General features: G+C 63.8%; 20 protein-coding genes. 8 read left to right on the top strand and 12 right to left on the bottom strand.

Features of this window, described 5'->3' with window-relative positions; genetic code table 11:
* The first annotated feature begins 4 nt into the window (after window positions 1-4).
* A complete protein-coding gene (locus OKA05_RS01090) occupies window positions 5-604 on the top strand; it encodes a riboflavin synthase (protein ID WP_264485236.1) in 600 nt (199 codons plus the stop codon).
* Window positions 605-736: 132 nt separating this feature from the next.
* Here OKA05_RS01090 and OKA05_RS01085 read toward each other — a convergent pair whose 3' ends face one another.
* From OKA05_RS01085 to OKA05_RS01050, 8 genes are all read right to left on the bottom strand, one after another.
* A complete protein-coding gene (locus OKA05_RS01085) occupies window positions 737-2,266 on the bottom strand; it encodes an RtcB family protein (protein WP_264485235.1) in 1,530 nt (509 codons plus the stop codon).
* Window positions 2,263-2,823 (bottom strand): GNAT family N-acetyltransferase, encoded by a 561-nt coding sequence (locus tag OKA05_RS01080; RefSeq protein ID WP_264485234.1) that lies wholly within the window; start codon window positions 2,821-2,823, stop codon window positions 2,263-2,265. Before OKA05_RS01080 ends, OKA05_RS01085 begins: the two co-directional genes overlap by 4 nt.
* The gene (locus OKA05_RS01075; protein ID WP_264485233.1) at window positions 2,820-3,368 is read right to left on the bottom strand and encodes a GNAT family N-acetyltransferase; all 549 of its coding nucleotides are present in this window, start codon (window positions 3,366-3,368) and stop codon (window positions 2,820-2,822) included. The genes OKA05_RS01080 and OKA05_RS01075 overlap by 4 nt, the downstream gene beginning before the upstream one ends.
* A gap of 16 nt (window positions 3,369-3,384) precedes the next feature.
* The gene (locus tag OKA05_RS01070) at window positions 3,385-3,933 is read right to left on the bottom strand and encodes a GNAT family N-acetyltransferase (RefSeq protein WP_264485232.1); all 549 of its coding nucleotides are present in this window, start codon (window positions 3,931-3,933) and stop codon (window positions 3,385-3,387) included.
* Between the two features lie 175 nt (window positions 3,934-4,108).
* Window positions 4,109-4,696 (bottom strand): HNH endonuclease, encoded by a 588-nt coding sequence (locus OKA05_RS01065; RefSeq protein ID WP_264485231.1) that lies wholly within the window; start codon window positions 4,694-4,696, stop codon window positions 4,109-4,111.
* 740 nt (window positions 4,697-5,436) lie between these two features.
* Entirely contained in the window at window positions 5,437-6,321 is an 885-nt protein-coding gene (locus tag OKA05_RS01060; RefSeq protein WP_264485230.1) for a DUF58 domain-containing protein, read from the bottom strand.
* Between the two features lie 8 nt (window positions 6,322-6,329).
* On the bottom strand, window positions 6,330-7,307 hold the full coding sequence (locus OKA05_RS01055; RefSeq protein WP_264485229.1) for an AAA family ATPase: 978 nt from the start codon (window positions 7,305-7,307) through the stop codon (window positions 6,330-6,332).
* A gap of 22 nt (window positions 7,308-7,329) precedes the next feature.
* The gene (locus OKA05_RS01050) at window positions 7,330-8,160 is read right to left on the bottom strand and encodes an EF-hand domain-containing protein (RefSeq protein WP_264485228.1); all 831 of its coding nucleotides are present in this window, start codon (window positions 8,158-8,160) and stop codon (window positions 7,330-7,332) included.
* A gap of 107 nt (window positions 8,161-8,267) precedes the next feature.
* On the opposite strand from OKA05_RS01050, the gene OKA05_RS01045 reads away from it, so the two are divergent.
* The 4 genes from OKA05_RS01045 to OKA05_RS01030 all read left to right on the top strand — a co-directional run bounded on the left by OKA05_RS01045 (window position 8,268) and on the right by OKA05_RS01030 (window position 19,154).
* Window positions 8,268-10,310: a BatA domain-containing protein gene (locus OKA05_RS01045; protein WP_264485227.1), complete on the top strand. Its 2,043-nt coding sequence runs from the start codon at window positions 8,268-8,270 to the stop codon at window positions 10,308-10,310.
* The gene (locus OKA05_RS01040) at window positions 10,307-13,867 is read left to right on the top strand and encodes a hypothetical protein (RefSeq protein WP_264485226.1); all 3,561 of its coding nucleotides are present in this window, start codon (window positions 10,307-10,309) and stop codon (window positions 13,865-13,867) included. Before OKA05_RS01045 ends, OKA05_RS01040 begins: the two co-directional genes overlap by 4 nt.
* A gap of 245 nt (window positions 13,868-14,112) precedes the next feature.
* Window positions 14,113-15,522, top strand: coding sequence for a trypsin-like peptidase domain-containing protein (locus OKA05_RS01035; RefSeq protein ID WP_264485225.1), 1,410 nt, complete (start codon window positions 14,113-14,115; stop codon window positions 15,520-15,522).
* The gene (locus tag OKA05_RS01030; protein WP_264485224.1) at window positions 15,519-19,154 is read left to right on the top strand and encodes a glutamine amidotransferase; all 3,636 of its coding nucleotides are present in this window, start codon (window positions 15,519-15,521) and stop codon (window positions 19,152-19,154) included. The genes OKA05_RS01035 and OKA05_RS01030 overlap by 4 nt, the downstream gene beginning before the upstream one ends.
* Window positions 19,155-19,367: 213 nt before the next feature.
* Here the strand turns inward: OKA05_RS01030 and OKA05_RS01025 are convergent, their stop codons facing one another.
* From OKA05_RS01025 to OKA05_RS01015, 3 genes are all read right to left on the bottom strand, one after another.
* Window positions 19,368-19,772, bottom strand: a complete 405-nt coding sequence (locus OKA05_RS01025) for an NYN domain-containing protein (RefSeq protein ID WP_264485223.1) — start codon at window positions 19,770-19,772, stop codon at window positions 19,368-19,370.
* A 71-nt stretch (window positions 19,773-19,843) separates the two neighbouring features.
* Window positions 19,844-20,161 (bottom strand): hypothetical protein, encoded by a 318-nt coding sequence (locus OKA05_RS01020; protein ID WP_264485222.1) that lies wholly within the window; start codon window positions 20,159-20,161, stop codon window positions 19,844-19,846.
* 89 nt (window positions 20,162-20,250) lie between these two features.
* A complete protein-coding gene (locus OKA05_RS01015; protein WP_264485221.1) occupies window positions 20,251-21,498 on the bottom strand; it encodes a voltage-gated chloride channel family protein in 1,248 nt (415 codons plus the stop codon).
* Between the two features lie 141 nt (window positions 21,499-21,639).
* On the opposite strand from OKA05_RS01015, the gene OKA05_RS01010 reads away from it, so the two are divergent.
* From OKA05_RS01010 to OKA05_RS01000, 3 genes are read left to right on the top strand one after another with little or no spacing between them, the layout of a single operon-like run.
* Complete coding sequence (locus OKA05_RS01010; RefSeq protein ID WP_264485220.1) at window positions 21,640-21,915, top strand: hypothetical protein; 276 nt, start codon at window positions 21,640-21,642, stop codon at window positions 21,913-21,915.
* A gap of 33 nt (window positions 21,916-21,948) precedes the next feature.
* Window positions 21,949-22,518: a riboflavin biosynthesis intermediates N-glycosidase gene (gene ybiA, locus OKA05_RS01005; protein ID WP_264485219.1), complete on the top strand. Its 570-nt coding sequence runs from the start codon at window positions 21,949-21,951 to the stop codon at window positions 22,516-22,518.
* Window positions 22,518-23,099, top strand: a complete 582-nt coding sequence (locus OKA05_RS01000) for a 3'-5' exonuclease (RefSeq protein ID WP_264485218.1) — start codon at window positions 22,518-22,520, stop codon at window positions 23,097-23,099. The genes ybiA and OKA05_RS01000 overlap by 1 nt, the downstream gene beginning before the upstream one ends.
* 545 nt (window positions 23,100-23,644) lie before the next feature.
* Here OKA05_RS01000 and mnmA read toward each other — a convergent pair.
* Entirely contained in the window at window positions 23,645-24,727 is a 1,083-nt protein-coding gene (mnmA, locus tag OKA05_RS00995; protein ID WP_264485217.1) for a tRNA 2-thiouridine(34) synthase MnmA, read from the bottom strand.
* Between the last annotated feature and the right edge of the window lie 231 nt (window positions 24,728-24,958).

Below are 24,958 nucleotides of genomic sequence, written 5' to 3'. Positions count from 1 at the left end.
TCTCATGTTTACAGGACTCGTTGAAGCCATCGGTCGCGTTCGCTCGCTGGAGCGCCGCGGCGAGCAAGCCCGCCTTTCGCTGGAGATCCCCTTCGCCGCGGAACTCGAGATGGGCGAATCCGTCGCCGTCAACGGCTGCTGCCTCACCGTAGCCGACATCGATGCCGCGGGCGCGAGCTTCGACCTGCTCGGCCAAACACTGGCTGTCACCTCGCTTGGCGATCTAACAGACGACTCGATCGTGAACCTGGAGCGCGCCCTGCGCGCCGGTGACCGCTTCGGCGGCCATTTCGTCCAAGGGCACGTCGATGCCACCGGCACCGTGCTGGCTCTTGAACAGCGCGGCCAGGATCACATCTTCGATGTCTCCCTGCCGCCGGAAATCGCGCGGCTGTGCATCGACAAGGGCTCGCTATGCGTGGATGGAATTTCCCTGACCATCGCGGAACTCACAGAGGATCGCGCCCGCTTCTGGATCACCCCGCACACCTTCACCGTCACTCACCTGCCCGGCCTGAAAGCCGGATCGCGAGTAAACCTCGAAGCCGACTTGCTCGCCAAGCATGTCGCGAAGCTGTTAGGGGCTTCCGGGCGTGGCTCATGAACTCGTGGGGCGCTCCGTTTTAAAATGTTGAGACCGCGTGGGCGGCCTGATCCCACTGCTTCAAATTTCGCTCGTTTCGCTCGTTTCGTTGTTCCCTATTCCCAAGCCGGGCAAGATCGCTCCCCCTCCCGATCAAAACTCATCCTGCAAATCCTGCCTCACCCGTCGTCGTTCGGCGCGGTGCTCGATCTGCCGCTTCTGCTTCGGCGTTAGCTCTTCTTCCCGGTCACGCCACGAACGCCCGGAATTCCCAGCCATGATGCAGCCGAGCGGACGGATCTCCGCGACGATCTCTGCCAAGCCGAATTCGCCGATCTGCGCCTTCACCTGCGCGGCATTCTTGTAGGCCAGCGGGGTCTCGCTGAGGTCGGGCTGGCCGCAGAACCAGCGGACATCGATGCCCTCGGTGCTGCGCTCGATCGCGTTCCGCCGCGAGGCTTCATCCGGAAACTTCCGCCGCATTGCCGTGCGCGAAAGATTCCGCCCGGCACCGTGCGGGGCGAACGAAAGGAACTCATCCCGGTCGCCGCCGAGCACGAGCAAGATCGGCTCCGCCATGTTGAGCGGGATCAGGCCGAGCTGAGGCCGCCCTTGCTCATCCTTCCACGCGGGCGTCGCGCCCTTGCCGTGGAGAAACGTGTCGCCACGCTGCCAGACGAAGTTGTGCTCGTTGCCGACCTCGGCCACGGCCGCTCCGCCGATGCGTTCCAGGAAGCGCCGGTGGATCGCCCGGTGATTCGCCTTGGTCCATCGCGCGACGTATTGCAGCGCATGCCAGTAATCCCGGCCGGTGTCCGTATTCGCATCGAGCCACGCTGCCGCCGGCGGGATGTGCTGGGCGGTGCGCGCGACATGCTTTTCCGCGGCAATCTGGCCGCGCTTGTAAACGTGGGCTCCGAGGCTGCGCGACCCGTGGTGGGTCACCAGCACGCGGTAGCGGCGGGGCACGAAGCGGTCCGCGAGTTCGCCATGGCCCGTCAACCGCAGCATCGCCAGGAAGGCATCATCGACATCCACCTCGCCGAGGTAAGCGAAATGGTTGCCGTCCCCCTGGTCGGCGATCTGGGTGCGGGCGCGATCGCGCAGACCGCTGAGGAATCGATTCTGCCAGACGTTCTCGTCGTTGACCGGGTCGTGGACCAGGTCATCGAGGTGCCGGTGCTCGGGTCCAAAACGCGTCGCTGTCATCAGCGCATCGAGTTCCTTTCCCACGCTACTACGTTCATCGTAGAAGGTGGCGAACATCGAGCAGCAGATGTCCGCCGAGTGAGCGGACGGGATGATCGCATTTTCCACGGCGATGGCCCCGCCGACCGGAATGACCGCCGGCGCCAGCCCCGAGGGACAGGCATCCGGCAGGATTACCCCGCGGGAGATCACCGGAGCCTTGAGAAGCTGGTGCATCCGCCGCTTCACGGCCTCGACATTCACCTTCTCCTCCTTCGTCTCCGGCACGATCGCCTGAGCCAGCGGCGCGGGATTCTCCCGCATCACGCCTTTCGGCGGCGGCGGTGAAACATCGCGCTTCAGCAATTTGAGCGCATACTTCGGGTCGGCAATGCCGCGGGCTTCGTATTCCGCTACCTTGGCAAGCAGCGCTTTCATGGCGAGCCCCGGTTCATAGCCGGCATCGATCAGGTCCTGGGAGGAGAGGAGATTCATACAAGGGAAAAGGTTCGGAGATTGGCGCGCCATTGCTCCGCGGTGACGCCATAGCAGACACGGTCGTAGCGCTCCCCGAGGCGAGAGGCGCCGAGCGGCTGCACGCCTTCGTAAAGCAGCCCGGCCTTCTGCATCACGCGGCCGGACGCCGGGTTGTGGACGAAATGGTAGGCATGCACCGACGGCAACCGCCGGGCATTGAAAGCATGGCGGATCACACGGTGCACCGCCTCTGTCGCATAGCCCTTTCCCCAATGAGGAACGCCAATCCAATAGCCGAGCGACGAATCCTCGTCGCGGTCGATCAATCCGACGACGCCGACCAGTTCACCACTCTCGCGGAGCAGGATGGAGAAGTTCACACCCCCGCCCTCACGCAGCGTCTCGTCCGAGTGGCGGATCCACTCGATCGCGCCGCCCGCGGGATAGGGATGAGGAATGAGCGCCGTCGTTTCCGCGATGCGTCGGTCGCCGACGTAGCGCTGGATCGCCGAAGCGTCCTCCGGCACGGGAGGCCGGAGAACGAGGCGGTTCGTCTTGAGATAGATCAACTTCATGCGGGAGAGAATTGGAGTTCCCGCCATTCGCTGGCGGTCAGATGGCGGACGATGCCCGGCACCATGCCGTCACCGTCGCGAGCCGGGAGATCCTGGGGAGTGGCGTGGCGCAGGCCCGCCTTCTCCATCACCCGGCCCGATGCCGGGTTTTCCATCACGTGCCTTGCTTCGATCCGATTGAACCCCACAACCTCGAATCCGAAGCGCAGGATCTCCCGGAGTGCTTCCGTGGCAAAGCCCCGTCCCCATACCGCCGGACTGAACCAATAGCCCGCGCTCGCCACTCCCGGGTCCTCGGTAGCACGCAGCCCCACGGCACCGACGAAGGCCATGCCCGTCCGCGTGAAAACGGCCAGGCCACCATGGTTTTGCTTCTCCCAGTCCTCCTTCGCCCTTGCGATCCACGCGAGCGCATCGCGTTGCAGGTAGGGATGAGGCACCAGCGTCATCTCGGCGATCCACGGGTCATTCGCGACCGCCACGATGGCATCCATATCCTCGGCCACCGGTGGCTTGAGGATCAATCTCTCGGTCTCCAGTTTCACAATGAAATGAGGTTCTTCAACAGTGGAGGGCTTTCCACTCATCGGCAAACAGCCCGTAGTTTACCTTGTCGTGAGGCACGCCGTCGCGACGGAGGCCACCGGCAACGATGCTTTCGAATTTCATGCCGGTCTTCTGCATCACCCGCCCCGAGGCCGGGTTGCCGGCCATGTAGCAGGCGGTGAGGTAGAGCAGGCCGCGGTCTTCGAAACCGTAGCGCAGCACTTCGCGCAATGCCTCCGTCATGTAGCCGCGCCGCCAATATTTCACGCCAAGCCAGTAGCCGATCTCGGCACTGACCCGGCCTTCGCGCGGCACCAGCGAGATCACTCCGATCAAGCCGGGCTGCGACTTCAGCTCGATGGCGAAAGTCTCCTCGCCTTCTTGCTCGATCTGGTCGAGCCAGCCGGTCGCATCGTTGAGGCGATACGGATGCGGCATGGCGGAGGTCTTGAAGGCGACGCGCGGGTCGCCGGCATGGCGGACGATGGCTCCGATGTCCCCGCGGTTCGGGGCGCGGAGCGTGAGCCGTTCGGTTTCGAGAACGGGGCAAACGATGGTCTTCATAGGAAAGAAAGGGATGGGATGGGTGAGGCGCGCGGCTTCAGTTTCCGCGCAATTCGAACCAGGCGAACCGCGCCGCGAAGGCGAGCGCCAGGAGGGCGAGGATGAGGGTGGCGACGTCCATGGTCGTGTCAGGTAAGATGGGGTGAGGGAACGCCTTGTCCCCTCACCCCGGGGTTCAGTGATGATGGAGGAAGTGATCCCAGTCAGGGATGTTCCAGAGGTTGCGGATCCGCAGCGTGACGGGCATGGCGCGGGGAATCCGGGGCTGGGAAAGCAAACGCAGCCCCGCTTCGGCGGGGGTTCGCGCGCCTTTCCGGCTGTTGATGGCTTTGTCGGAGAGCACGCAGTTTCCCCAGTCGTCACGTCCGCCTCGCGAGCGGGGCACGATGTGGTCGATGTTTGCTTCGCCGGGAGTCAGCTTGCGGCCGGTGTACTGGCAGCGCCCGCCGTCCCGTTCCCACAACGCCCTGAAGCCGAACTTCGGACGGTGCAGCGGCACGCGATCGAAGCGGGTCAACACGATCACCGTGGGAATCCGCACCGGTCCGCGGGGCGTGCCGATGACCGGGTCACCGTCACCGGCGGGCAGTTCGCGCCAGTCCACCCAGTCGAAGGCCTGCATCGAGTCACCCTCGATCCGCAGCGCCCGGCCGGTGCCCGAGGCCAGATGGCCGAAGGCTTCGAAAGGCGTGATGGAGTCGATGGCGAGCCAGTGCCGGTTTAGCACCAGGACGATCGTGCGATGGAGGACAGGGAAGGTCATGGGTCGTGTGGGAAAGGAGGAAAAGGGATCCTGAATCTTCACCAGGCCACCGTCTGGATCGCCGGAAAATGACAACAGTTCTCCCGCGATCACAGATATGCCATTTAACCCACCGCAAACTCGCGGGAATCAAACTCGGCTTCCGGATCGGAAAATTGTGGTCCGTCGGGCGGGACGGAAAGGTTCAAGGGAACCGTGCTAGTCGGGACAGAACGTCAGAGTGATCAATTCGGGAAAGGGGTTGGGGTTGAAATCGGGAACGAAATGTCGGGAAACAAAAAGCCCCGCTTCCAGTGGAAGCAGGGCGGCGGAAAATCCTAGGATTTAGGCGGCTTATCAGGCCGTCAGCGGCCTGTTCCTGCTTCGTCGTGGTGCCGGATTATCGGCAAAGGTCATTCCTTGATACGACAGGCTCGCTAGACCCGTAATCGCGGAACCGATGACCCGGCACCAAGCGGAGGAGACCTCGGTAACGAGGACCTCGCGGCTTTCGGGTTTGGATCGGTGGAGACGCATCGGAGTGGAGTGAAGTTGCGCGTAGATATGGAGTCGACGCGAATCGGTCAATTCCGAATTTCTGAAAAGTTCATCTTCGCAATGTAGCGTCGGTCTGCGACCGTCGGAAACTGGCGGCAACAAGCCGCATCGTAAGACTCCCGATTCGTATCCACAGGGATGCGGCCCGTGCCGCCAAAGTGCGACGGTCATCGACGCGCCGCTAGATTCGATGAAGCACTCCGCTACAAGCCCCGGCCTTCCAGCCATGTGCGCATCAGCGGCACGATTGGTTCAGCGGTCGTCGCACTCGCCCAGCGGATGCCGTTCGCGTGGGCTTTCGTTTTCAAGCCAGCACGCCAAGTGGCCACCGCGACCTTGTGCTCGGCGCGCAGTGATTCGACGCTGGTCTTCAGCCGCGAGCCGGATTCCAAGTCCACGAATTCGTAGTCGCCCTTCTCCGGCAGCTCGGCTTCCGCCGGGTCTAACAGCTGAAGCGCCATCACGTCATGGCCGCGGGCCTTCAGGCCGGCGAGATCGCCTAACAGCTCGTTTTCGCGATCGAAGAAATCGGACACCAGCACCACGAAACCGGGCTGCTTGCAGAACATCGGGATCTCGTCCGAGACTCTTACGAAGTCCCCTTCCCCGCCGGGCGTGGCGGAGGCCAGCGTGGCGCAAATGCCGGCAAAGTGGCGCTGGCCGGTGCCGCGTTCGACTACGCCTTCCAAGCCCTTGCTCAGCAAGGCCAGCGCAGTCGGATCACCCTGGCTTTCCGCAAGCCACGATAGCCCTGCGGCAACGCGCGCCGCGTAGTGGAACTTGGTCCACGGCCCATGCGCGGTGGCCATCGAGCCGGTGACATCGACCAGGAGATGCAGCGGACGCCGCGCCTCCAGCCGACTCTCCTTCGTATAGAGCTTCTTGTGGCGCGCGTAGAGCGCCCAATTCACCCGCCGCAAATCATCACCAGCCAAGTAACCGCGGTGCCGGTGGAACTCGGTGCCGGAGCCGCTGCGCACGGCACCGTGGCGGCCATGCCAAACGGACTCGGCCAGCCCGCGGCCAACGAGTTCGAGATCGTCCACCGCGAGGAAGACGTCGGGATCCATGACGGACGTGGCAGCCATGGGTCAGTTCAGTCGGGTTTCACCTTCTCTAGCAGGCGGGAAACGATCTGGTCGGCATCGACCCGCTCGGCGCGGGCGCGGAAATTCAGCACCAGCCGGTGGCGCAGGATCGATGGAGCGAGCGCGCGGATGTCGGCGAAATCGACGTGCACCCGACCGTGCAGCAAGGCGCGGGCTTGGCCCGCCAGCACCAGCGATTGCGACGCGCGCGGGCTGGCACCGCACTCGATGAACTCGCCGATGCCCTCCGGCGCTTGGCCGGTGCGGGTGGAAACGACAAGCTTCACGGCATAGCGGGCGACGTCCTTGGCGACCGGCACGCTACGCACCGCGCGCTGGAAGGAAAGCAGTTCGTCCGGACCAAGCACCGGCTTCACTTCCGAAAGCGCGCCGGCGGGACCCGTGGTCGCGATGGCGACTTCCTCATCGACCGTCGGGTAGCCCACCTTGATGCAGCAGAGGAAGCGGTCGAGCTGGGCTTCCGGCAGCGGATAGGTGCCCTCCATTTCGATCGGGTTCTGCGTGGCCAGCACCAGGAACGGCGGCTTCAGCTTGTGGGTCTCGCGACCGATGGTCACCTCTCCTTCCTGCATCGCCTGGAGCAGCGCGGCCTGCGTCTTCGGCGGCGTGCGGTTGATTTCGTCGGCGAGCAGCACGTTCGCGAAGATCGGACCATGCATCACCACCCGGCGGTAGCGACCCGTCGCCGGATCCTCTTCCAAGACCTCGCTGCCGGTGATGTCCGCCGGCATCAGATCGGGCGTGAATTGCACGCGATGGAACTCCAGGTGAAGCGCACGGGCCAGCGTGGCGCTCATCAGCGTCTTGCCCACGCCGGGCACGCCGAGCAGCAGCGCGTGACCACCGCAAAGCAACGTGAGGAAGAGCATCTCCGCCGTTTCCTCCTGACCAATGATGCATTTCGAAAATTCGGCGCGCAGCGCTTCGCGTGCCGCGGACAAGGCTTGGGCGGGATTGGTGGACATGACTTGGGTTGAAAATGGAAATTCAGTCGAAGCCGGGGACCGCTCCATCGGTCTTCTCGCCGCCGATCCGCAGGCCGGTCTTGGAAGCCGGTTCCGCATCGATGATCGCGGGGCGGCGGGTGGCGCGACCATCGCCATTGCCATCCATCTGCGAATGCTCGCGGATCATATGGCCGTCCTTGGATGCCATCGCCTCGATCTGCGCGTGGCAGGCTTTGAAAAGCTCGGTCACGGTGACGAGGCCATCGCCGTCAATGTCGGTGCCCTTAGCTTCAAGCGCGGCGGTGAGAGCGAGGGGGAAGTCCGTCTGATTCTCCGGATCACCAGACGAGTTTGCCGTGATCACGATGCGGCCAGGCGCGGCGAGCGGACGCAAATACTGCTCGCTCGCCGCCGTGGTGGCAAAAATGACGAGCGGCGTTTCCGGTGCCGAGCCTTCCAGCGCCTCCCCGATCTCGCGCGCCGAGACATCCGGGCCGGGCAGGTTGAAAAGCACGCCGCCAGGGATCGAATTCGCGTGGCCTTGGAGAATGATCCACACCGGCATCTTGTCCTTGGTAGCCGCCACTGCCTGCTTTAACTCCGCAAGCAATACTTCCTTGCTGCAAACCCCGTCGTAGCCGGCCTCCTTCGGACCATAGAAAACCTTCAGATCCGTCGCGGCGATCCCGTAAGTCTTGTTAAAGATCTTTCGCAGTGACGTAAGATTTTTCTGATAAAGCTCGTGATGCTCCTCATCGCCCGGATCGCCGCCGAAAATCCATATTTTCGGGCCGGCGAGTGCCGATGAAGCAAGAAATGCCAAGGAAAGTAGCGCCACGCACACCGTACGACGGCGTTTTGGGCGACACATGAAGACAGGGCTTCCGGGCATCGCGGCGGAAGCTAACAAGCCGGTCCGAAGACGCAACTCTTCCTTTGCATATGCCAAACAAAGTTGCTAGCTGAACCAACCGCAAAATGCCGCTCCTTCACCCAGCCTTTCTCTTCGCCCTGGCGGCTGCGGCCATTCCGGTGATCATTCACTTGAGCCAGCGGCGGAAGTTCAAGGAATTCGATGTCGGGACGCTGCGCTTCCTGCAGATCGCGGAGAAGAAGCGGCACAGGCGACTGCGCATCGAAGAGCTGCTCCTTTTGCTGCTGCGAATCGGAGCGGTGGCGCTGCTCGCGCTGATGTTCGCGCGGCCCTTTCTTTCCGACAGGGAGAAGACTGAAGCGACGCAAGACAAGACCCTGCTGCTGCTGGATGCCTCAGGCAGCATGACCGCGGCGATGGCCGAGAAAGCGACGGACGCGGCAAGGAAGGCGATCAAGGAACACGGTGCGGTTACCGTGGCCCAATTTACCGATGCCGTGCAGGTGCTGTCCTCGCTGGAGGACTACCGGCCGGTGGCCGGAGCATCGGGAGATTTCAACAAGGCTCTTGGCTGGTCGCTCGATCACCTGCGCAGTGAGGGTGCCGAGAATACCCGCGTGGTAATCATCGGCCATTTCGCCTCGTCCGCGCTGCCATCCGCGCCACCTCGGGTTTGGCCGCCGCGGGTGCAAGTGGAAGCGATCGCAATCCAGCCGCCGGACACGCGCAACGAAGCGGTCAAGGCAGTGGAACTCCTGACGCCCTTCGCCGCCGACAACATGGAGATCGAGGCCCGGGTCACCTCGTCTAACAAGCCACGAGAAGTCGCGCTATCCTCCGAGGGTCTGAATGTGAAGCAGACCGTCCCGGCGGGCGTGGAGCGCGTGCTGTTTTCCTTCCGTCCGCCGCGCGAGGAAGTGCGCGGCTTCATTTCCCTGGAAGGAAAGGATGAGTGGCCTGCCGATGACCGCCGGCCCTTTGCGATGCATTGGGCGGAGCCGGAACCGGTGCTGATCCTCGACGGCTTTCCGGGCAGCACGCCCTTCGAAGGACAAGGTTACTTCCTCCAGAAGGCGCTCACGGCATCGGGTGCCGCACATGGTCTCTCGCCCTACCGGCCCGAGGTGAAGTATGGGCTCGATGGCCGCGACGAAGCCACGCAGGAAGAAGCTCCGGTCCAATCAATCGGCAGCGGCTTCAAAAGCCTCTTTGGCGGGAACAAGGCGAGCGGCACCGGAAGCGGTGCCGGCGCGGCTGAAGAAGAGACGCTGAAACCGGGTGCCGTGGACTTGGCCAAGTTCTCCGCGATCTCGATCTGTGGACCGACGGCGATTAGCCCGGCCGAGGCCAGAGCCATCGCCGCCCGCGTCGCGAAGGGCGCGGGGCTTTTCATCTGCATCGACGAGCGCTGGAAGCCGGAATCCACCGCGGCTCTGGTGAACGCGAAGCTTTTCCCGGAGTCGGTGGAGCTCAGCGGAGGCATGCAGCAGCGGCGCATCGCGTGGTGGGATCGCAAGCATCCGGCGCTGGCGAGCTTCGATGGCAAGGACGGCGGCGACCTGCGCATGCTGACATGGCGGGATGCCTTCACGATCCAGCCAAGCGAAGGATGGAAGCCACTCGCGACTCTCGATGGCGGTCATCCTCTGCTCTTGGAAAAGGTCACAGACGATCCGACCGCCGGCCGCGTGATGGTGCTCGCGCACCCGCTCACGCGCGAATGGAGTGACTTGCCGCGCGAGCCGATGTTCGTGCCGCTCGCCAAAAGCCTTTTCAATACGCTGACCCACTACGAGGCCCGCCAGCATAGCGCAAATGTCCGCTTCCCCGGCACCCGAGAAAGCCGCGAGATCGGCTACTACCAAACGGCCGACGGCACCGCTGAGGTGGTCGCCGCCGATCCCGCCGAGTCGGCTGTCATCGCCGTCGACGCCCCTGCTTTCTGCAAGGCCTACGCCCTGCCCGATGCCACCGAGCCACTACCGCCCGCAACCCTCTCCGCCGTCGGCAACGGCGAAGAGCGCCCCAAGACGGGTGAATGGTGGCCATGGCTGGTGCTCATTCTCCTTTCCCTGCTGACTCTCGAATGCGCGGTCGCCACCCGGAAATCCGCGCGACTCGAAACCTCTGCCCCAGTGGACGCATGAATCCTTCGTCGCCCGTCCTTGCTCCCCTCGCCTCGCTGGCGAAAGCCCGCCGCCGCCATGCGCGCGGCATTGCCTTCGCCGGAATCATCGCTGCCGTGGTGGCGGTGGCCGGCATCGTCGCCGCGCTCGATACGTGGCTCGAATGGAAGTCACCGGCCCGCTCGGCACTGGTAGCGGCCCTTGCTACGGTGTCCATCGTACTTCTCGCGAAGCGGCTGCGGCTTGCGAAGATCCACGACACCATGGAGGCCGCCCGGGTGATCGAGACGGCGCATCCCGAGATCGGCCAGAAGCTCCGCACCGCGCTGGAAGTTTCCAGCCGGCCCTCGGCGAACGATCCCGACGCCGCCTATTTCACCGACCGCCTCATGCGGGAGACCGGCAAGGATCTCACGCAGGCCCCGTGGTCGCGCTTGGTGCCTGCAAAGCAGCTCTGGAGACGCCGCGCCATGGCCCTGGCCGCCTGTGCCACGGTGGCGCTGGTCGCACTGCTGTGGGGCGATTTCCGCCACGCGCTGAAGCGGATCGTGCAGCCGCACCGCGACCTGACTTACACGACGGTTGAGTGGAAGTCGCTGCCGACGGGCTTCGACGAACGCCATCCGCCGCGCCTCGAATTCACCGTGAACGGCCGCGCCGCGCAACCGGAGCTGCTGGTGCGCCAAGGCGGCAAGGATTGGAAGCCGGTCGAGCTGACGCGCCGCGAGGATGGCCAGACTTGGGACGTCGTTTTCACCGGCAAGACCACCGACCTCGAGGTGAAGGTCGTGGCCGGCGATGCCAGGGTCGAGGAGAAGACCATCGCCTACCGCCCGATTCCGAAACTGGTCGAGTCGAAGGCGACCATCGCCTATCCCGACTACACCGGCCTTGAAGCCGAGACCGTGGCTGGTGGCGACGTGCGCACCGTGGAAGGCAGCACCGCTACGTGGGACTTCACCTTCAATGCCCGACCTGACCGTATCACGTGGAGCATCGGCGGGGCGATGCCGGTCGAACTTTCCGCCAAGGATGGCGCGACCTATTCCATCTCGTCCGAAGTGGTGGCGGGCAAGGCGCAGGGTGAACTTGCAATCTTCCACGCCGATGGCGAGCGGCTCGATGCCTGGCGCTTCGAGATCGAGGGCGTGGTGGACAAGCTGCCGGTGGTCGAGATCGTCGAGCCAACGAAAGACCTCGAACTCATCGCCACTGCCGAAATGCCGATCCGCATTCGCGCCAAGGATGACTTCGGCGTCGCGGAGATCGGCCTGATTCTCGATGCCGCCGGCGAACGCCGTTGGATCGTGGAAACGGTCATCGATGCCAAGAACCAGCGTCAGGTCAGCGAGATCGCGCAGATGATGCTGGATCAAATTCCGCTCAAGATCACCGACAATGTCCGCATCCATGCGTACGCGCTCGACCACAAGCCACGCGGTGGCCCTCGGGCAGTGAGTCCGCTGCGCTCGGTGGATATCCGCCAGTTCCAGATGCGGTGGTACTTCGCGGGCGGCGGTGACGGTGACGGTGGCGATGAAGAGGAAGAAGGGCCGGACGACGAGGCCGTCAGCGACGCCTTGATGAAGCTCGACCAGATCATCGGCTCGCAGCGCGGCATCCTCTCCGACGTCTTCCAGACCAAGGAGTCGTTCCGTTCGAACCTCACGCCAGAAGCTCTCACGAAGACCGTCGAGCAGGCGACCCGCGAGCAGGAGCTGGCGAGCGAGACGCAGCGGACTGCCATGGACTGGGAGCAGAGCGGCGAATTGGATGCCGATGACGTGGCTTTGCTCGGCACCGCAGGCATTCAGATGGCAGAAGCGGCCGGATTCCTTGAGATGCCGGATCTGGCGAAGGGATTTGATACGGCCGACCGCGCGCTTTCCACGCTGCTGCAATTGCGCAAAGAGCTGATCAAGATCATCGGCAAGGGCAAGAAGCCCTCGGAGCCCAAGGACCCGCCGCCACCGCCATTGACGGAATTCGCCAAGGAAGCCCGCCGCATCGCCGCCGAGGAAAAGGATGTCGCGGGCCAGATCGCGCCGGAAGCCGTGGAAGGCAACAACATCGAAGCCACCCGCCGGCAGCAGGAAGTCGCGCTGGCGGATTCCGGCGAACTGTTCGCAAAGCTGGTCGATCACCCCGAGCGGACCGATGGCGCATTGCGCCTGATGGACGAGGCCGAAAAGGCGGTGGCCAAGGCCGACAAGACGCTGCGCTCCGAGAGCCCTGCCCATGCCGCGCCGGAACTCGGGGTGGCCGAACAGGATTTGTTAGACTTCGCGATTTTCCTGGAGTCGATGGACTTGCAGAAGCTTTCCGACACGCTGCGCAAGCTGGCGGACAACGCGGAGAAGAACGCGAAGGAACAGAAGAAGGGTGACCAACCTGCCCCCGCCGAAGGCGAGAAGCCCGGCGAATCACCGGGCGAGTCCCCTGCCCAGGCACAAGCCAAGGGCCAGGGAAAAGGAAAAGGCGAGGGACAAGGTCAGGGAGAGGGCGAAGGCCAAGGTGACTCGTCCGAACAAGCGACCGCCGCGAAGGAAGGCGAAGGCCAAGGCAAGGGTCAGGAAGGACAGAAGCCCGGCGAAGCTGCCGCCGAAGCCGCGCAGGCCACCGACTTGACCCACAAGATCCTCGAAGAACTGGCGAAGAAGGCGAATGCCGGTCAGGCGGAAGATCCCGAAGCTCCTAAAACTCCGTCCGCGTCCGCCCTGGAGGCGGTCAAGGAACGCACCGATGTCGCCAAGCTGGCCAAGGATCTGGAGTCACTCGCGCAAGCGCTGAAGGATGGCCAAGGAAACGCGGAGCAGCAGGCCGAACTCGCCGAACGACTCGGCGCAATGGCCCGCGAATTCCGCGACGCCGCAGCAAGCCTCGACGCCAGCCTGCTGGCCGAACTCAACAAGGCCCGCGAGCAGGCAGCCGAGTTGAAGAAGGATCTCGCCAAGCAAGGGGAAGGCAAGAACCCCGGCGAGGGCAAAGGCGAAGGGCAAAAGCCCGGCGAGAGCGGCCAAGGTGCGGTCGCTTCCAAAGACGGCAAACGTCAGGGCCAAGGTGAGAAGCCGGGTGAAAATGGCGAAGGCGAAGGCAAGGGTCAAGGTGAAGGCGAGAAGCCCGGCCAAGGCGGCCAGGGTGAAATGGCTTCCAGAGATGGCAAAGGTGACAAGCCCGGCGAGGGTCAGGGACAGGGCCAAGGCGAGATTGCGTCCAAGGAAGGCAAGGGCCAGGGCCCGGGAGACAAGCCCGGTGACAAGCCCGGCAGCGGCGGAGAAGAACCCGGCATGGGTGGTCCGTCGCTGGGGCGTTTCGCTGACACTTTGGAACGACTCCGCGACGAAGGCGTGGGCCGCATGGTCCTCCCGCTGCGCGCCGCTCCATTCGACCGCAGCACCATCCCGCTCGTCGATGCTGCCGACCAGCGCTTGAAGGAACTCATCGACCGCATTCCGACCGACGCCGGCATCGCCTCGGCCCGCGGCAAGCTGCCCGAGGAAAGCCGCCGCGAAATCGAAGACTACTTCCGCGATCTCTCCGACGACTTCGGCGGCGAGGTGTGGGAGACGAAGCAATAAGCCCGCTGGGAGCGCGGAGCCTCCGGCCCGCAGAAGCAACGGGAGATCCCGATCCACCAATCAACTCCGCAATGAACTCATGCTGCTCCGCTGGAAAAGAAGCACCGCACCACTGCCCATTGCCACCGACCAGATATTCCACGCCTATCCCTGGCTTCTGCGGGCCGGAGGCTCCGCGCTCCCAGCGTCTCCGCATTTCTTCCACCTTCCGACGATAGGACTCTCGTCGCTCTTTACCCAACACCGTGTTCCACCCGAAACCCATCATCCTGTTAGGCCTTGCTCTTGTTGCCACGGCGGCCGAATCACCACGCCTGCCCGCCGATCAAGCGGCCGGGCTTTGCCAAGTCGATGCCTCCCCCGCCCCGGCCGTCGAGGCACCGCGGCAAGCATCGTTCGCGCCGCTGTTAGAGAAGGTCACGCCTTCGGTCGTCTCGATCTTCCCGGCGATGATCCTGAGCGATCCGACGGCGGCCGGCCCGCTCGAGCGTTTCTTCGGAAAGGAAGGTGAAGCCGGCAGCGAGTCGGAAGGCCCGCAGGAAAAAATCACCAGCATGGGCTCCGGCGTGATCCTTTCCAGCGACGGCTGGATCGTGACGAACAGCCACGTGGTCCACCTGCAGAATGGCAAGATCGCCGATACGTTCTTCGTGGAACTGCACGACCACCGGCGCTTCCACGCAACCATCGCCGGCGCGGATCCGGCGACGGACCTCGCGCTGCTGAAGATCGATGCCAAGGATCTTTCCCCGCTGAAGTTCGCCGACAGCGAGCAGGTGAAGGCCGGCGATCTCGTCTTCGCGGTGGGTAATCCCTTTCAAGTCGGCATGACCTGCACGATGGGCATGGTCTCCGCCACCCGCCGGTCGAACCTCGGCATCGGCGGATCGAGCGCCTTCGAAAGCTACATTCAGACCGACGCCGCCATCAACCCGGGCAACTCCGGCGGTGCCTTGATCGATGCCTCCGGCCGGCTGATCGGCATCAATACCGCGATCTGGGGCGGCATCGGCGGTAATGTCGGCATCGGCTTCGCCATCCCCTCGAATCTCGTCCGGCATATCGTCGCCAGGCTCGCCGAGGAGGGCAAGGTCACGCGCGGATTCTTCGGCATCAGCAGCACCGGTGTGGACGACAAGAAGGCGGGGAAGGTCAAGCTGCCGAAGGTCGCCGGAGCCGCGGTCGAGGCGATCATGGAAGACAGCCCGGCGGGCAGCGCGGGCCTCAAGGCCGGCGACATCGTCGTAAAGGCCGCAGGCAAGCCGGTCATCTCGCGCGGCGACCTTCGCTTCGAACTGTCATTGGTGAAGCCCGGCGATTCGATCGAACTCGTCTATTGGCGCGACGGCGCGGAACACACGGCAACGCTGGTTTCGTCCGCCGAGCCGATGAAGGCCGCGAAGCTCGGAGATGCTCGCGTGGACAAACTGCCGGGCGTGTCCTTCCGCGTCAGCGACGGCGAGGTCGCCGTGGTCGAAGTGACCTCCACAGAAGCGAAGCGTGCCGGACTGGAGCCCGGCATGGTCATCGTGAGCGTGAATGGCACTGAGGTGACCGATCTTGCCTCGCTGGAATCCTCCCTGCGCAACGGCGTCAACAAGGTGAAGACCCTGCTCAATCGCATCGAAAACACGCTCGCCCTCCGCGCTGAATGACTCTTCCGGATTTCGATCCCGCCTTTCCCATCCCGGTGATCGCCGCACTCGCCGGCACCGCGGCCGTGTTCACGCTCTATCGTGCGTTCCGCGGCCGGCCGATGCAGCCGGCTTGGGTGCAGGGCCCCGTCGTGCTGCTGCGACTGATGGTGATCGCGCTGCTCGCCTTCATCCTGATGAATCCGGTCGAGCGCATCACCTTGCAGGCTCCGGAGAGCAGTTCGATGATTCTGTTAGACAAATCGGCGAGCATGAAGCTGGCGACCGGCGAGAAGACCACGCGCTGGAGCGATGCCAAGGCATGGGCGACGCAGGCGCGCCAAACCATCGAGACCGTCGGCCAACCGGTGCCCCCCCTCGCAGTCTTCAATCAAGAGCTGCTCAACGTGACAGACCTCGATGCGGTCACGCCACAAGGTGATGAGACGCGCCTCTCCGCAGCGCTGGCCAGCTTGTTCGAGCGCGGCGACGAAGCACCGCGCCAGATTCTCGTGGTGTCCGATGGCTGCACCCATGACCGTGGCGAATTGCCGAAAGTGCTGGCCACCGCCCGCGACCTCGGCGCGAAGATTTCCACCAAGGTCATCGGCACCGACACCCCGCCGCGCAATGCCTGGATCGCCGCCGTGCAAGCGCCGCGCAGCGTACGGCCGAAGGCAAAGGTCGCCGTGCACGTCGATCTCGCGTCCTCCGGCCTGCCGCCAGACGAACCGCTCGCGCTGGTGCTGCGCGAGGATGGAGGCAAGGAAGTCGCGCGCACCGACTTCCGCCCGCGCACGGATGGCGGCCCGGTGGAAACCGTGCTGACCTTCGAGATCGGCCTACGCACCACCAAATACTCCTTGGAGCTGGTGCCCGCGATGGAAGAAGTGGCGGCGGACGACAATCACTTCGGCTTCACCGTGGAGGTCTCGTCGAACAAGCTGCGGGTCCTGTTCGTAGAGGGCACCCACGTGAAACGCACCGTCGGCGTGACCGGCCACTGGTGGAATGACATGGAGCTGATGACGCGGGCTTGGGACGCGACCGGCGAGATCGAATACGACTGCCTGACCCCGATCAGCGAGTACAACGACTCGCCGAATCTAGTCGGCGTGAGCTTCCAGAACGGCGAGATGCGGCAGGATCCATCACGGTCCTTTCCCGCCACCCGCGAGGAACTCTATCGCTACGATGTGATGCTCATCAGCGACGTGCCCGTGGGGAATTTCTCCACCGAGCAGATGCAGTGGGTGGTCGATTGGGTGAACGAACGCGGCGGCGGTTTCCTGATGGGCGGGGGCTACACCAGCTTCGACGTGGGCAACTACGACCAGACGCCGTGGGAGCGGATCACGCCGGTGGACATGCTCGCCTACGGTGCGGGCTTCATGGAGAAGCCCTTCCCGATCCGCATCCCGGAGTCGGTGAAAAGCCATCCGCTCTGGAAGGTTACAGACGATCTTGCCGAGAATGAGAAGGCGCTCGCCGCGCACCCGATTTTCACCGGGATGAATCGCGTGAAGCGCGCCAAGCCGGGTGCGATCGTCCTCGCTGTTAGAGCGGATGCCGAAGGCGACGAACCCGTCATGGCCGCGCAGTCGTATGGCCGTGGGCGATCGATCGCGTGGCTGTCCGATCCGAACGGCGGCTGGGCTCGTGAATACGTCACTTGGGGCCCTCCCGGCGGTCCGCCGCAGGGACCTCACACCGAGCTCGGTCATGGTGGCAATTTCATCTTCAAGGAAGCCGCAGCAAAGATCCCCGCTGAGCCGACTCCCCCTCACCCCGCGCCATGGTATGGGGACTACTGGGTGAACCTCGTGAAGTGGCTTGGCGAAAACAGCATCCGCTGGCACCGCGACAAGCTCGCCGGTCGCGCCAAGGCCGCCGCCGCCAAGCCCGGCGACCTGCTGCCCGTCGCCGCCGAAGTGCTGGCCGTAACGAAGCTCGATGATTTGCTCGCTCTCGACGTCGGTGCCCGGCTCGATATCCCCGGCACGCCGCGGGTCCGGCTGGAGTATGATCGCGATGCCCGCGAGTTCGTCGGGATGGTTCCCGTGCCTGCCGGGGCCGTGGGCGAGCAGGTCACCGTGTTCTTCGATGCCACGGCCAATGGTGTCGCCTTTACCGATGCCGTACCGGTCGGCCTTCGCCGTTCGCACCTCGAATTCACCGAGACCAAGCCCGACAGCGATTTCATGAAGGAGCTCGCCGACGCCGGCGCGGGCCGGGTGCTCGATACGCCGCAGGATGCCGCCACGTGGTTGGCCGAGGTCGCCGCAGAGCGCCAAAAGCACGCAGCGGTCGCATGGAACAAGCCACTCTGGCCGAAATGGCCGCTGTTGGCCGCGATCCTCGCCCTGCTGTGCCTGGAGTGGGCACTCCGTCGACGCTCGATGATCCCCGTCGTCACGACGCTGGCTTTCCTGCTCACGACGGACCTCTCCCGCGGTCAGGATGAAAAAGAGATCGCCACGCTGATCGAACAACTCGGCGCGCCGAAAGTCCGCCTGCGCGACGAGGCGGAGGAGAAGCTGAAGCGAATCCCTCAAGCACTGTCCGCCCTCAAGACGGCGTCCGAATCGGCGACATCGCCCGAAGCCCGGCTGCGGGCGAAAGGCTTGTTAGGGGTGATCGCTCAGGCACGTTGGATCCAAGACGCCACCCTTTCCGGCCACACTACGACGGGCTCGAATCGCCAGCTTTGCGCGATGGTCGTGGATGGCAAGGGCGGCAAGCTCTACACGCGCTCGCAGGATTTCGTCCGGCAATGGGACCTCGCCACGCAGGAACCGAAACTGGAGTTGGGCGATCCGCTAAGCACCGGCACCAACTGGACCAACAACGCCCCGATGACGTCGCTGGCCATATCACCCGATGGCAAGCTGCTCGCATCCACCGACAACAGCGGAGGTCTGATCCTCAACGATACCGCCAGCGGCGAGCGGGCAGGTGACGCGACGACCGCGACGATGGTGCTCAGGACGGCGACGGACGCGGAGGGCAATACGCACGAGGTGCAGACCTATACTGCCACACCCCTGGTCCACATCGCATTCACGCCGGACAATACCATTCTCACCAGCGGCTTGGACTTCAGCGTGAAGCTCTGGAGCTATCCCGAGCTGAAGGAGCAACCCGGCACGTTCAAGCTGCCCCACATCGGTCACGCCTTCGCCTTCTCGCCGGATGGCAAGCACCTCGTCATCTCGCTCGATAAAAGCGGCGAGCCCGACTTCATCCACGTCCGCAACCGCGAGACCGGCGCGAATTCCTGCGAGATCAGTGTGCCCGACCGGCCGAACACGCTCCGCTTGAACCAACACGGCAGCCTCCTGCTCGCGTCCAACCGCAACGGCTCGGCCTCCTTGTGGTCGCTCAAGGACGGCGTGCTCTCCGACGAACGGGTGATCGCCCGCACGGCCAAGCCCTCCAACTGCGCGATCTTTTCTCCCGACGAGAAGGCGGTCTTCGTGGCGAGCAGTGACCCGGATTGCTGCGTGAGCGAGTATGACCTCGAAACCGGGGAAGCACTATGGATTCACCCGCGCTCCGGCTTTGGCGTGCACACCATCGCATTCCTGCCGGATGGCCGCTTGGCCGGCACCTGTTCCGACATGAAGCTGCGGATCTGGTCGAGGGGGGAATAGGTAGAGAATCATCAATCACCAATCCTCCAATCATCAATCGAAGTGTTTGGTTGAATGGAATTGGCGCTCGCTTCAGCGGGCGCGACGATGCCGGGCCTGCAGCGATGTTGAGCAAGTTTTCCAAGGGGCTCTGCCTTGGGCGTCAGCGGTCCTGCTTCTTCAGGCATTCTGATTGATGATTGGAAGATTGGTGATTGAAGATTTTCCCTCTCTTCAATCTCCCCTCACCCACCAGTCTTCGAGCTCCTCAATCCGGATGCCCTCCGCCCCGAAGGTGGTCGCCGTGAGCAAGACCATGCCATCATTGCTGGCCACGCGGACGCGGTCACCCTTTTCGGAAAAGCGGGCGGCGAGGCGCTCGACCACCGCATCGGCCGTTTCGCGGGCCTTCGAGTAGATGATCAGGATGCCATCCTCGTTTCCGCCCTCGAAGCCGCGCTCGGTCTGGCGGCCGTCGAAGACGACCACGACCTTCCACTCCCCGCGGTCGCCGATATCGCGCAGTCGCTTGACCAGCTCGATCCGAGCGAGATGCCGCTTCGGCCCGTGATGGAGTTCACGCAGGTCCTCCATGCCAAAGATCGCGCTGTGTCCGTCGACAACGAGGAGTTGCTCCATGCCGCGAAAGAAAGAGGGCCGGAAGCGTGTCGCAACCGGCCCTCGCAGAAATTTTCAGATGACCGGCGGATTTACTCCGCGCTCTCCGGGGCTTCGGCGGCCGGAGTTTCGGCAGCGGGGGCTTCGGTGGCCGGAGCTTCAGCAGCCGGGACTTCAGCGACCGGGGTTTCGTCTTCCACCTTCTTGGCAGTCTTCTTCGCCGGAGCCTTCTTGGCAGCGGCCTTCTTGGCGGCTGGCGCCTTCTTGGCGGCCTTCTTGGCGTCGTCGTCGCCGGACTTCTTGGCGGAGGTCTTCTTCACGATCCCGCCCGTCTTCGCCTGCTCATTCTTGCGCTTGAGGTAGAGCTTGCGGCGGCGGCGTTTGACGATGGTCTTGGTTTGCTGGCCCATGGTGTTGGTGGCGAGGGGTTTAATCCGCCTCCCGGACCCGTAGCAAGGGGAAATCCCCATCTTTTCTTCCGTTCGGCCGGGCAGACGCGTCAGCGCGGACGCCGCCAAAACGGCTTTTTGAGCGCGAATCGTTGGGACGGATAGATTCCCGCGTGGCCGCTGCACAGGAATGCCACCCCGCAGGCAAGGGCGATCGGCAGCGCGTAGCCGAGGCCGAAAAGCTCGATTCCCATCAAGGTGGAGGCCACCGGGGTATTGCTCGCACCGGCGAACACCGCTACCATGCCGAGCCCGGCGAATAGCTCGGGTGGCGCTCCCAGCAAGCCTGCAAGGGCACTTCCCAAGGCGGCACCGATGAAAAACAGCGGCGTCACCTCCCCGCCCTTGAAGCCCGACGACACGGTGACCGCGGTGAACGCCAGCTTCCACAACCACGCCCACGGATGGCTCCCCGGCGACTCAAATAGCGACGCCAGCGTCACCGCCGCCGGGTCCGGCGACCACACGCCCAGCCCCAGGTAATCCGCCCGGCCAACGATCAGAAACAGCACGATTACCCCCACTCCCCCGACCGCCGGACGCCAGACAGGATTGGGAATCCAGCGCTTCAATCCCGCCGACAGCCAGTGGCAAACCGCAGCGAAAAGCCAGCCAACCAAGCCGAAAGCCACCGCGGCGAGCGCGACCTTCCCCACCATCCCGAGATCCAGATAGCCCGCCCCCAGCGGCCCGGCGACGCCGTCGATATGGTAATGCGCATGCCCCACACCCCAGGCCCGGCAGGTCCAATCGCCGAGATAGGACGCCAGCAGGCAAACCGGCAGCGCTCGCAGCTTCGGCCTACCGATCATCACGACCTCCACCGCAAAGACCGCCCCGGCCAGCGGCGTTCCGAAAACTGCACCAAATCCTGCCGCCACCCCTGCCATTAGCAGCGCCGGGAGCTGAGCCGCATCGAGCCGGAATTGCCGCGCCACCGCGCTGGCGATGCTGCCGCCCATCTGCACCGCCGTCCCCTCCCGACCCGCCGAGCCGCCGAATAGATGCGTCACCAAAGTCCCGAAAAGAACCAGCGGAGCCATCCGCCGCGGCACCCCGCCTCCGGGGTCGTGGAGGCGGTCGAGGATGAGGTTGTTCCCGCCCTCCGAGTCTCCACCGTGGCGATGGTAAAGCCACACCACCCCCATCCCGGCCACCGGCAGAAACCAAAGCAGCCAGGGATTCTCGAAACGAACCCGCGTGACGGCCTCCAGACTCCACAGGAAAAACGCGACCGAACATCCCACCGCAACCGCCATCAAGGCCACGAGGGCGATGAGCTTCGGCCGCAGTTGCATGAGTCCCGCCATCAAAAATTCCGCGGGCCTTCTGCCCGGAGTGAGGCAAGCGATCCCACCACCGCTTCGTCAAGCAGCCCGTGGATTTCATGCCCGGGAATGACAAACCGGCCGAATTCCGATACAGACGAGCATCCCTCCATGATTGCCGATTTTCCGGACCTCATCCCAATCGCCGACCTCATCGCGCTTCGTCCCGCCAGCTACGCCTTCCGCATCGTCATCGCGATCTCGGCATTCGTCGCCTCGCTGAATGTCGAAAGCACCGTCGCCCGGGTGATCGGCTTCGTAGTGGTGTTGCTCACCGGTGCCGGACTGCTATTCGTCGGCATCACCCACGGCACCGTCGTCGATATCCTGCTGGGAGTCGCCGGGCTCGCCGCCGCGGGGTACTCGTGGTGGTTCACCCGGCATTGATGATCCTGCGGAGATCCTGTTTAGCTCGATCACATGCACGAGGTTTTCTGCGTCGAAGATCTAGTCCTCGCCTCCCGGCGTGGAGACCGTCCGAAGTACCTTCTGTTCTGGGGCCACACACCGCCGGCGGACGGCTCAGTATCGAAAGCGTGCTTCAGCCAATGGTTCCCTTCCCCGCTCACCGTGGAAGGCATCCACTATCGCACTGCAGAGCATTTCATGATGGCCGCCAAGGCCCGCTTGTTCGGCGACCTGGAGAACGAGGAGCGAGTCCTAACGGCATCCCATCCGAAGCAAGCCAAGGAACTTGGCCGCAAGGTCCGCGGCTTCGACGAAGAGACCTGGGTGCGCGAGCGCTACCGACTGGTGGTCAAGGGCAACCTCGCGAAGTTCACGCACAATCCTCGCCTGAAGGACTTCCTCTTAGGAACGGGCCGGCGCGTGCTGGTAGAGGCGAGTCCTTACGACAAGATCTGGGGCATCGGTCTCGCGGCAGATCATCCTGACGCGGAGAAGCCAGCCGCGTGGAAGGGTCTCAACCTGCTCGGCTTCGCCCTGATGGAAGTGCGGGCAGCGCTCCAATCTCAGAAATCCTCACCATAATGAACTTGTGCGATTCCCTTCAACCCGCGGTGCTAGCCATCGTCGATTTCGAAGCCACCTGCTGCGACAAGCAGAGCTTTCCCCGCGAGCAGATGGAGATCATCGAGATCGGCAGCGTGGCAATGGACACCGCTTCCGGTGACATCCTCTCGGAATTCGGCACCTTTGTTAGACCGGTTCGGCATCCAGTGCTGACGGACTTCTGCAAGACCCTCACCACGATCACGCAGAATGAGGTCGATGCCGCCCCTTCATTTCCCGAGGCACTGGCCGCGTTCGCCGCTTGGCTCGGGCAGTTCGGAAGTCCGGTGTTCTGCTCGTGGGGCGACTATGACCGCAAGCAGCTTCAGCAAGACTGCGACTTCCACGGCCAGTCCTTTCCCTTTTCGAACGGCCACCGGAATCTGAAGGCGGAGTTCTCCGAATGGGTTCGCACGTCGAAGCGCTTCGGCGTGGGACAAGCGCTCGGACGGCTCGGCCTGACCTTCGCGGGCACGCCGCATCGGGGAATCGATGACGCGAAGAATATCGCCCGCATTTGCAAGGAGATTCTCGGCCATGCAGAGCGCAAAAACGCGTAGGTCCTTCGCTAGTGAAATGCATTGCCAGCTCCGTATGGCTGATTAGAGTTCCCCCCGACTGCTGTGTTCGTCACGAAAGGTAGCGTGCCCGGACCGATGTATTAAAACGGGGAGAACAAACCGCATCCGGAATACGGGTCATGCCTTCTCAGGACGACCTACCAGGATCGGAACTCCCACTTGTTGAGCAACTGGAACGTGGCTCACAGCTCCTAGGACGGCACAGCGGTTTCCCCTGTACGGGTGTCGCGGATTTTGGATCCGGACGAGTTGCAGACCGGGACCCAAGTGGATTGCCTGGCGCGAGCGGGCCAGAGCCGTCATCCCATCTTTGAGTTCCCTCCTCTCTCATCTTCATCTGCGTCAACTTGCGAAATCTGCGGTTGAACCTGCCTTCCCAGAATCGGCAGCATCACCTTGAAGGGAAAGAGGAGAACCGCAGATTGACGCAGATAAAGAAGGATGGACGACGACTAGCTCCGAAATCCAGTTGGATTGGGTAGCAGCGAAAGAACTCGAAGCCCCTCCTCCTTGGGCACCCAGGCTCAGACCGTGACCGCTTCGAAAACCCCGCCGCCTAACAGACGTCCGCCGTCGTAGAAGGCGCAGATCTGACCCGGGGCAATCGCGCGCTGCGGTGTTTGAAACCGCAGCCCGAGCTTGCCGTCCTTGCGCGGGACGATTTCCGCACGTTCTGCTTTGGCGCGGTAACGCGGCTGGGCTTCCAACCAACGCGGCGCATCGAGCGAGCAGCCGATGGTCGAAATGCTGCCGATCACGCACTCGCTGGCGTAGAGACCCGGCGTTTCCCCGAGGTCCCATCCGACCACAAGGCGGTTTCGCTCGAGATCCTTGCCCACCACCACATACGCCATGCCCTCACGCGGCGAGGCCACCCCGTGGCCCTTGCGCTGGCCCAGCGTGTAGAGATGCAGGCCGCGGTGCTCGCCCATCACCTTGCCGGTGGTATCGACGATCTCGCCGGGCTTGTCCGGGATGTAGTGGCGGATGAAGTCGCTCATCTTGATCTCGCCGATGAAGCAGATCCCCTGGCTGTCCTTCTTCTCCGCCGTCGGAAGGCCGAAACGCCGTGCCACCTCGCGGACCGCCGGCTTGAGCAATTCACCCGCAGGATACAACGCGTGGCTAGCCTGCTTGGTGGTCATCAAGGAAAGGAAGTAGCTCTGATCCTTGTTCGGGTCCGCGCCGCGGAGAATCGCCGGACTGCCGTCGGAAAGCGTCCGCTTCCTCGCGTAGTGTCCAGTCGCCACCTGCTCGAAGCCCTGCTCCAGGGCGTAGTCGAGAAAGACCCCGAATTTCATCTCGCGATTGCACCAGACGTCCGGATTCGGCGTGATGCCACTGCGATACCCTTCCACCAGATAATCGACGATCCGCTCCTTGTACTGGTCGATCAAATCGATCACCCGGAACTCGATGCCGAGCGTGCGGGCGACCGCGAGCGCGTCATCGAGATCGCTCTCCCAAGGACAATCGCCCGGCAGCCCTTCCGAATTGATCCAGTTCTTCATGAAGGCCCCGGCGACCTCATGGCCCTGCTCGATCAAAAGCGCGGCCGCGGCGGAGCTGTCCACCCCGCCGGAAAGTCCCACCAGCACCTTCGCCATGCGCGGAGTGACAGGCAGGGACCGGGCCCTGCCAAGCCCCAATTTTCCGATGTAGCGTCGGTCTGCGACCGTCGCACTTCGGCGGCATCGGCCGCATCCCTGTGACTCCGAATCACGCGCCTCACGATGCGGCCGATGCCGCCAGCTTCCGACGGTCGCAGACCGCCGCTACATCCAAAAAAATCGAGGGACGGAAAGCACACCCACCCGGGTCTACCCTCCGTCCCTCAT

The sequence above is a fragment of the Luteolibacter arcticus genome, from assembly GCF_025950235.1.
GTDB classification, from domain to species: Bacteria; Verrucomicrobiota; Verrucomicrobiia; order Verrucomicrobiales; family Akkermansiaceae; genus Haloferula; species Haloferula arctica.
Note: the sequence above shows the minus strand (reverse complement) of the source record. Positions and strands in the feature narration are given on the sequence as shown.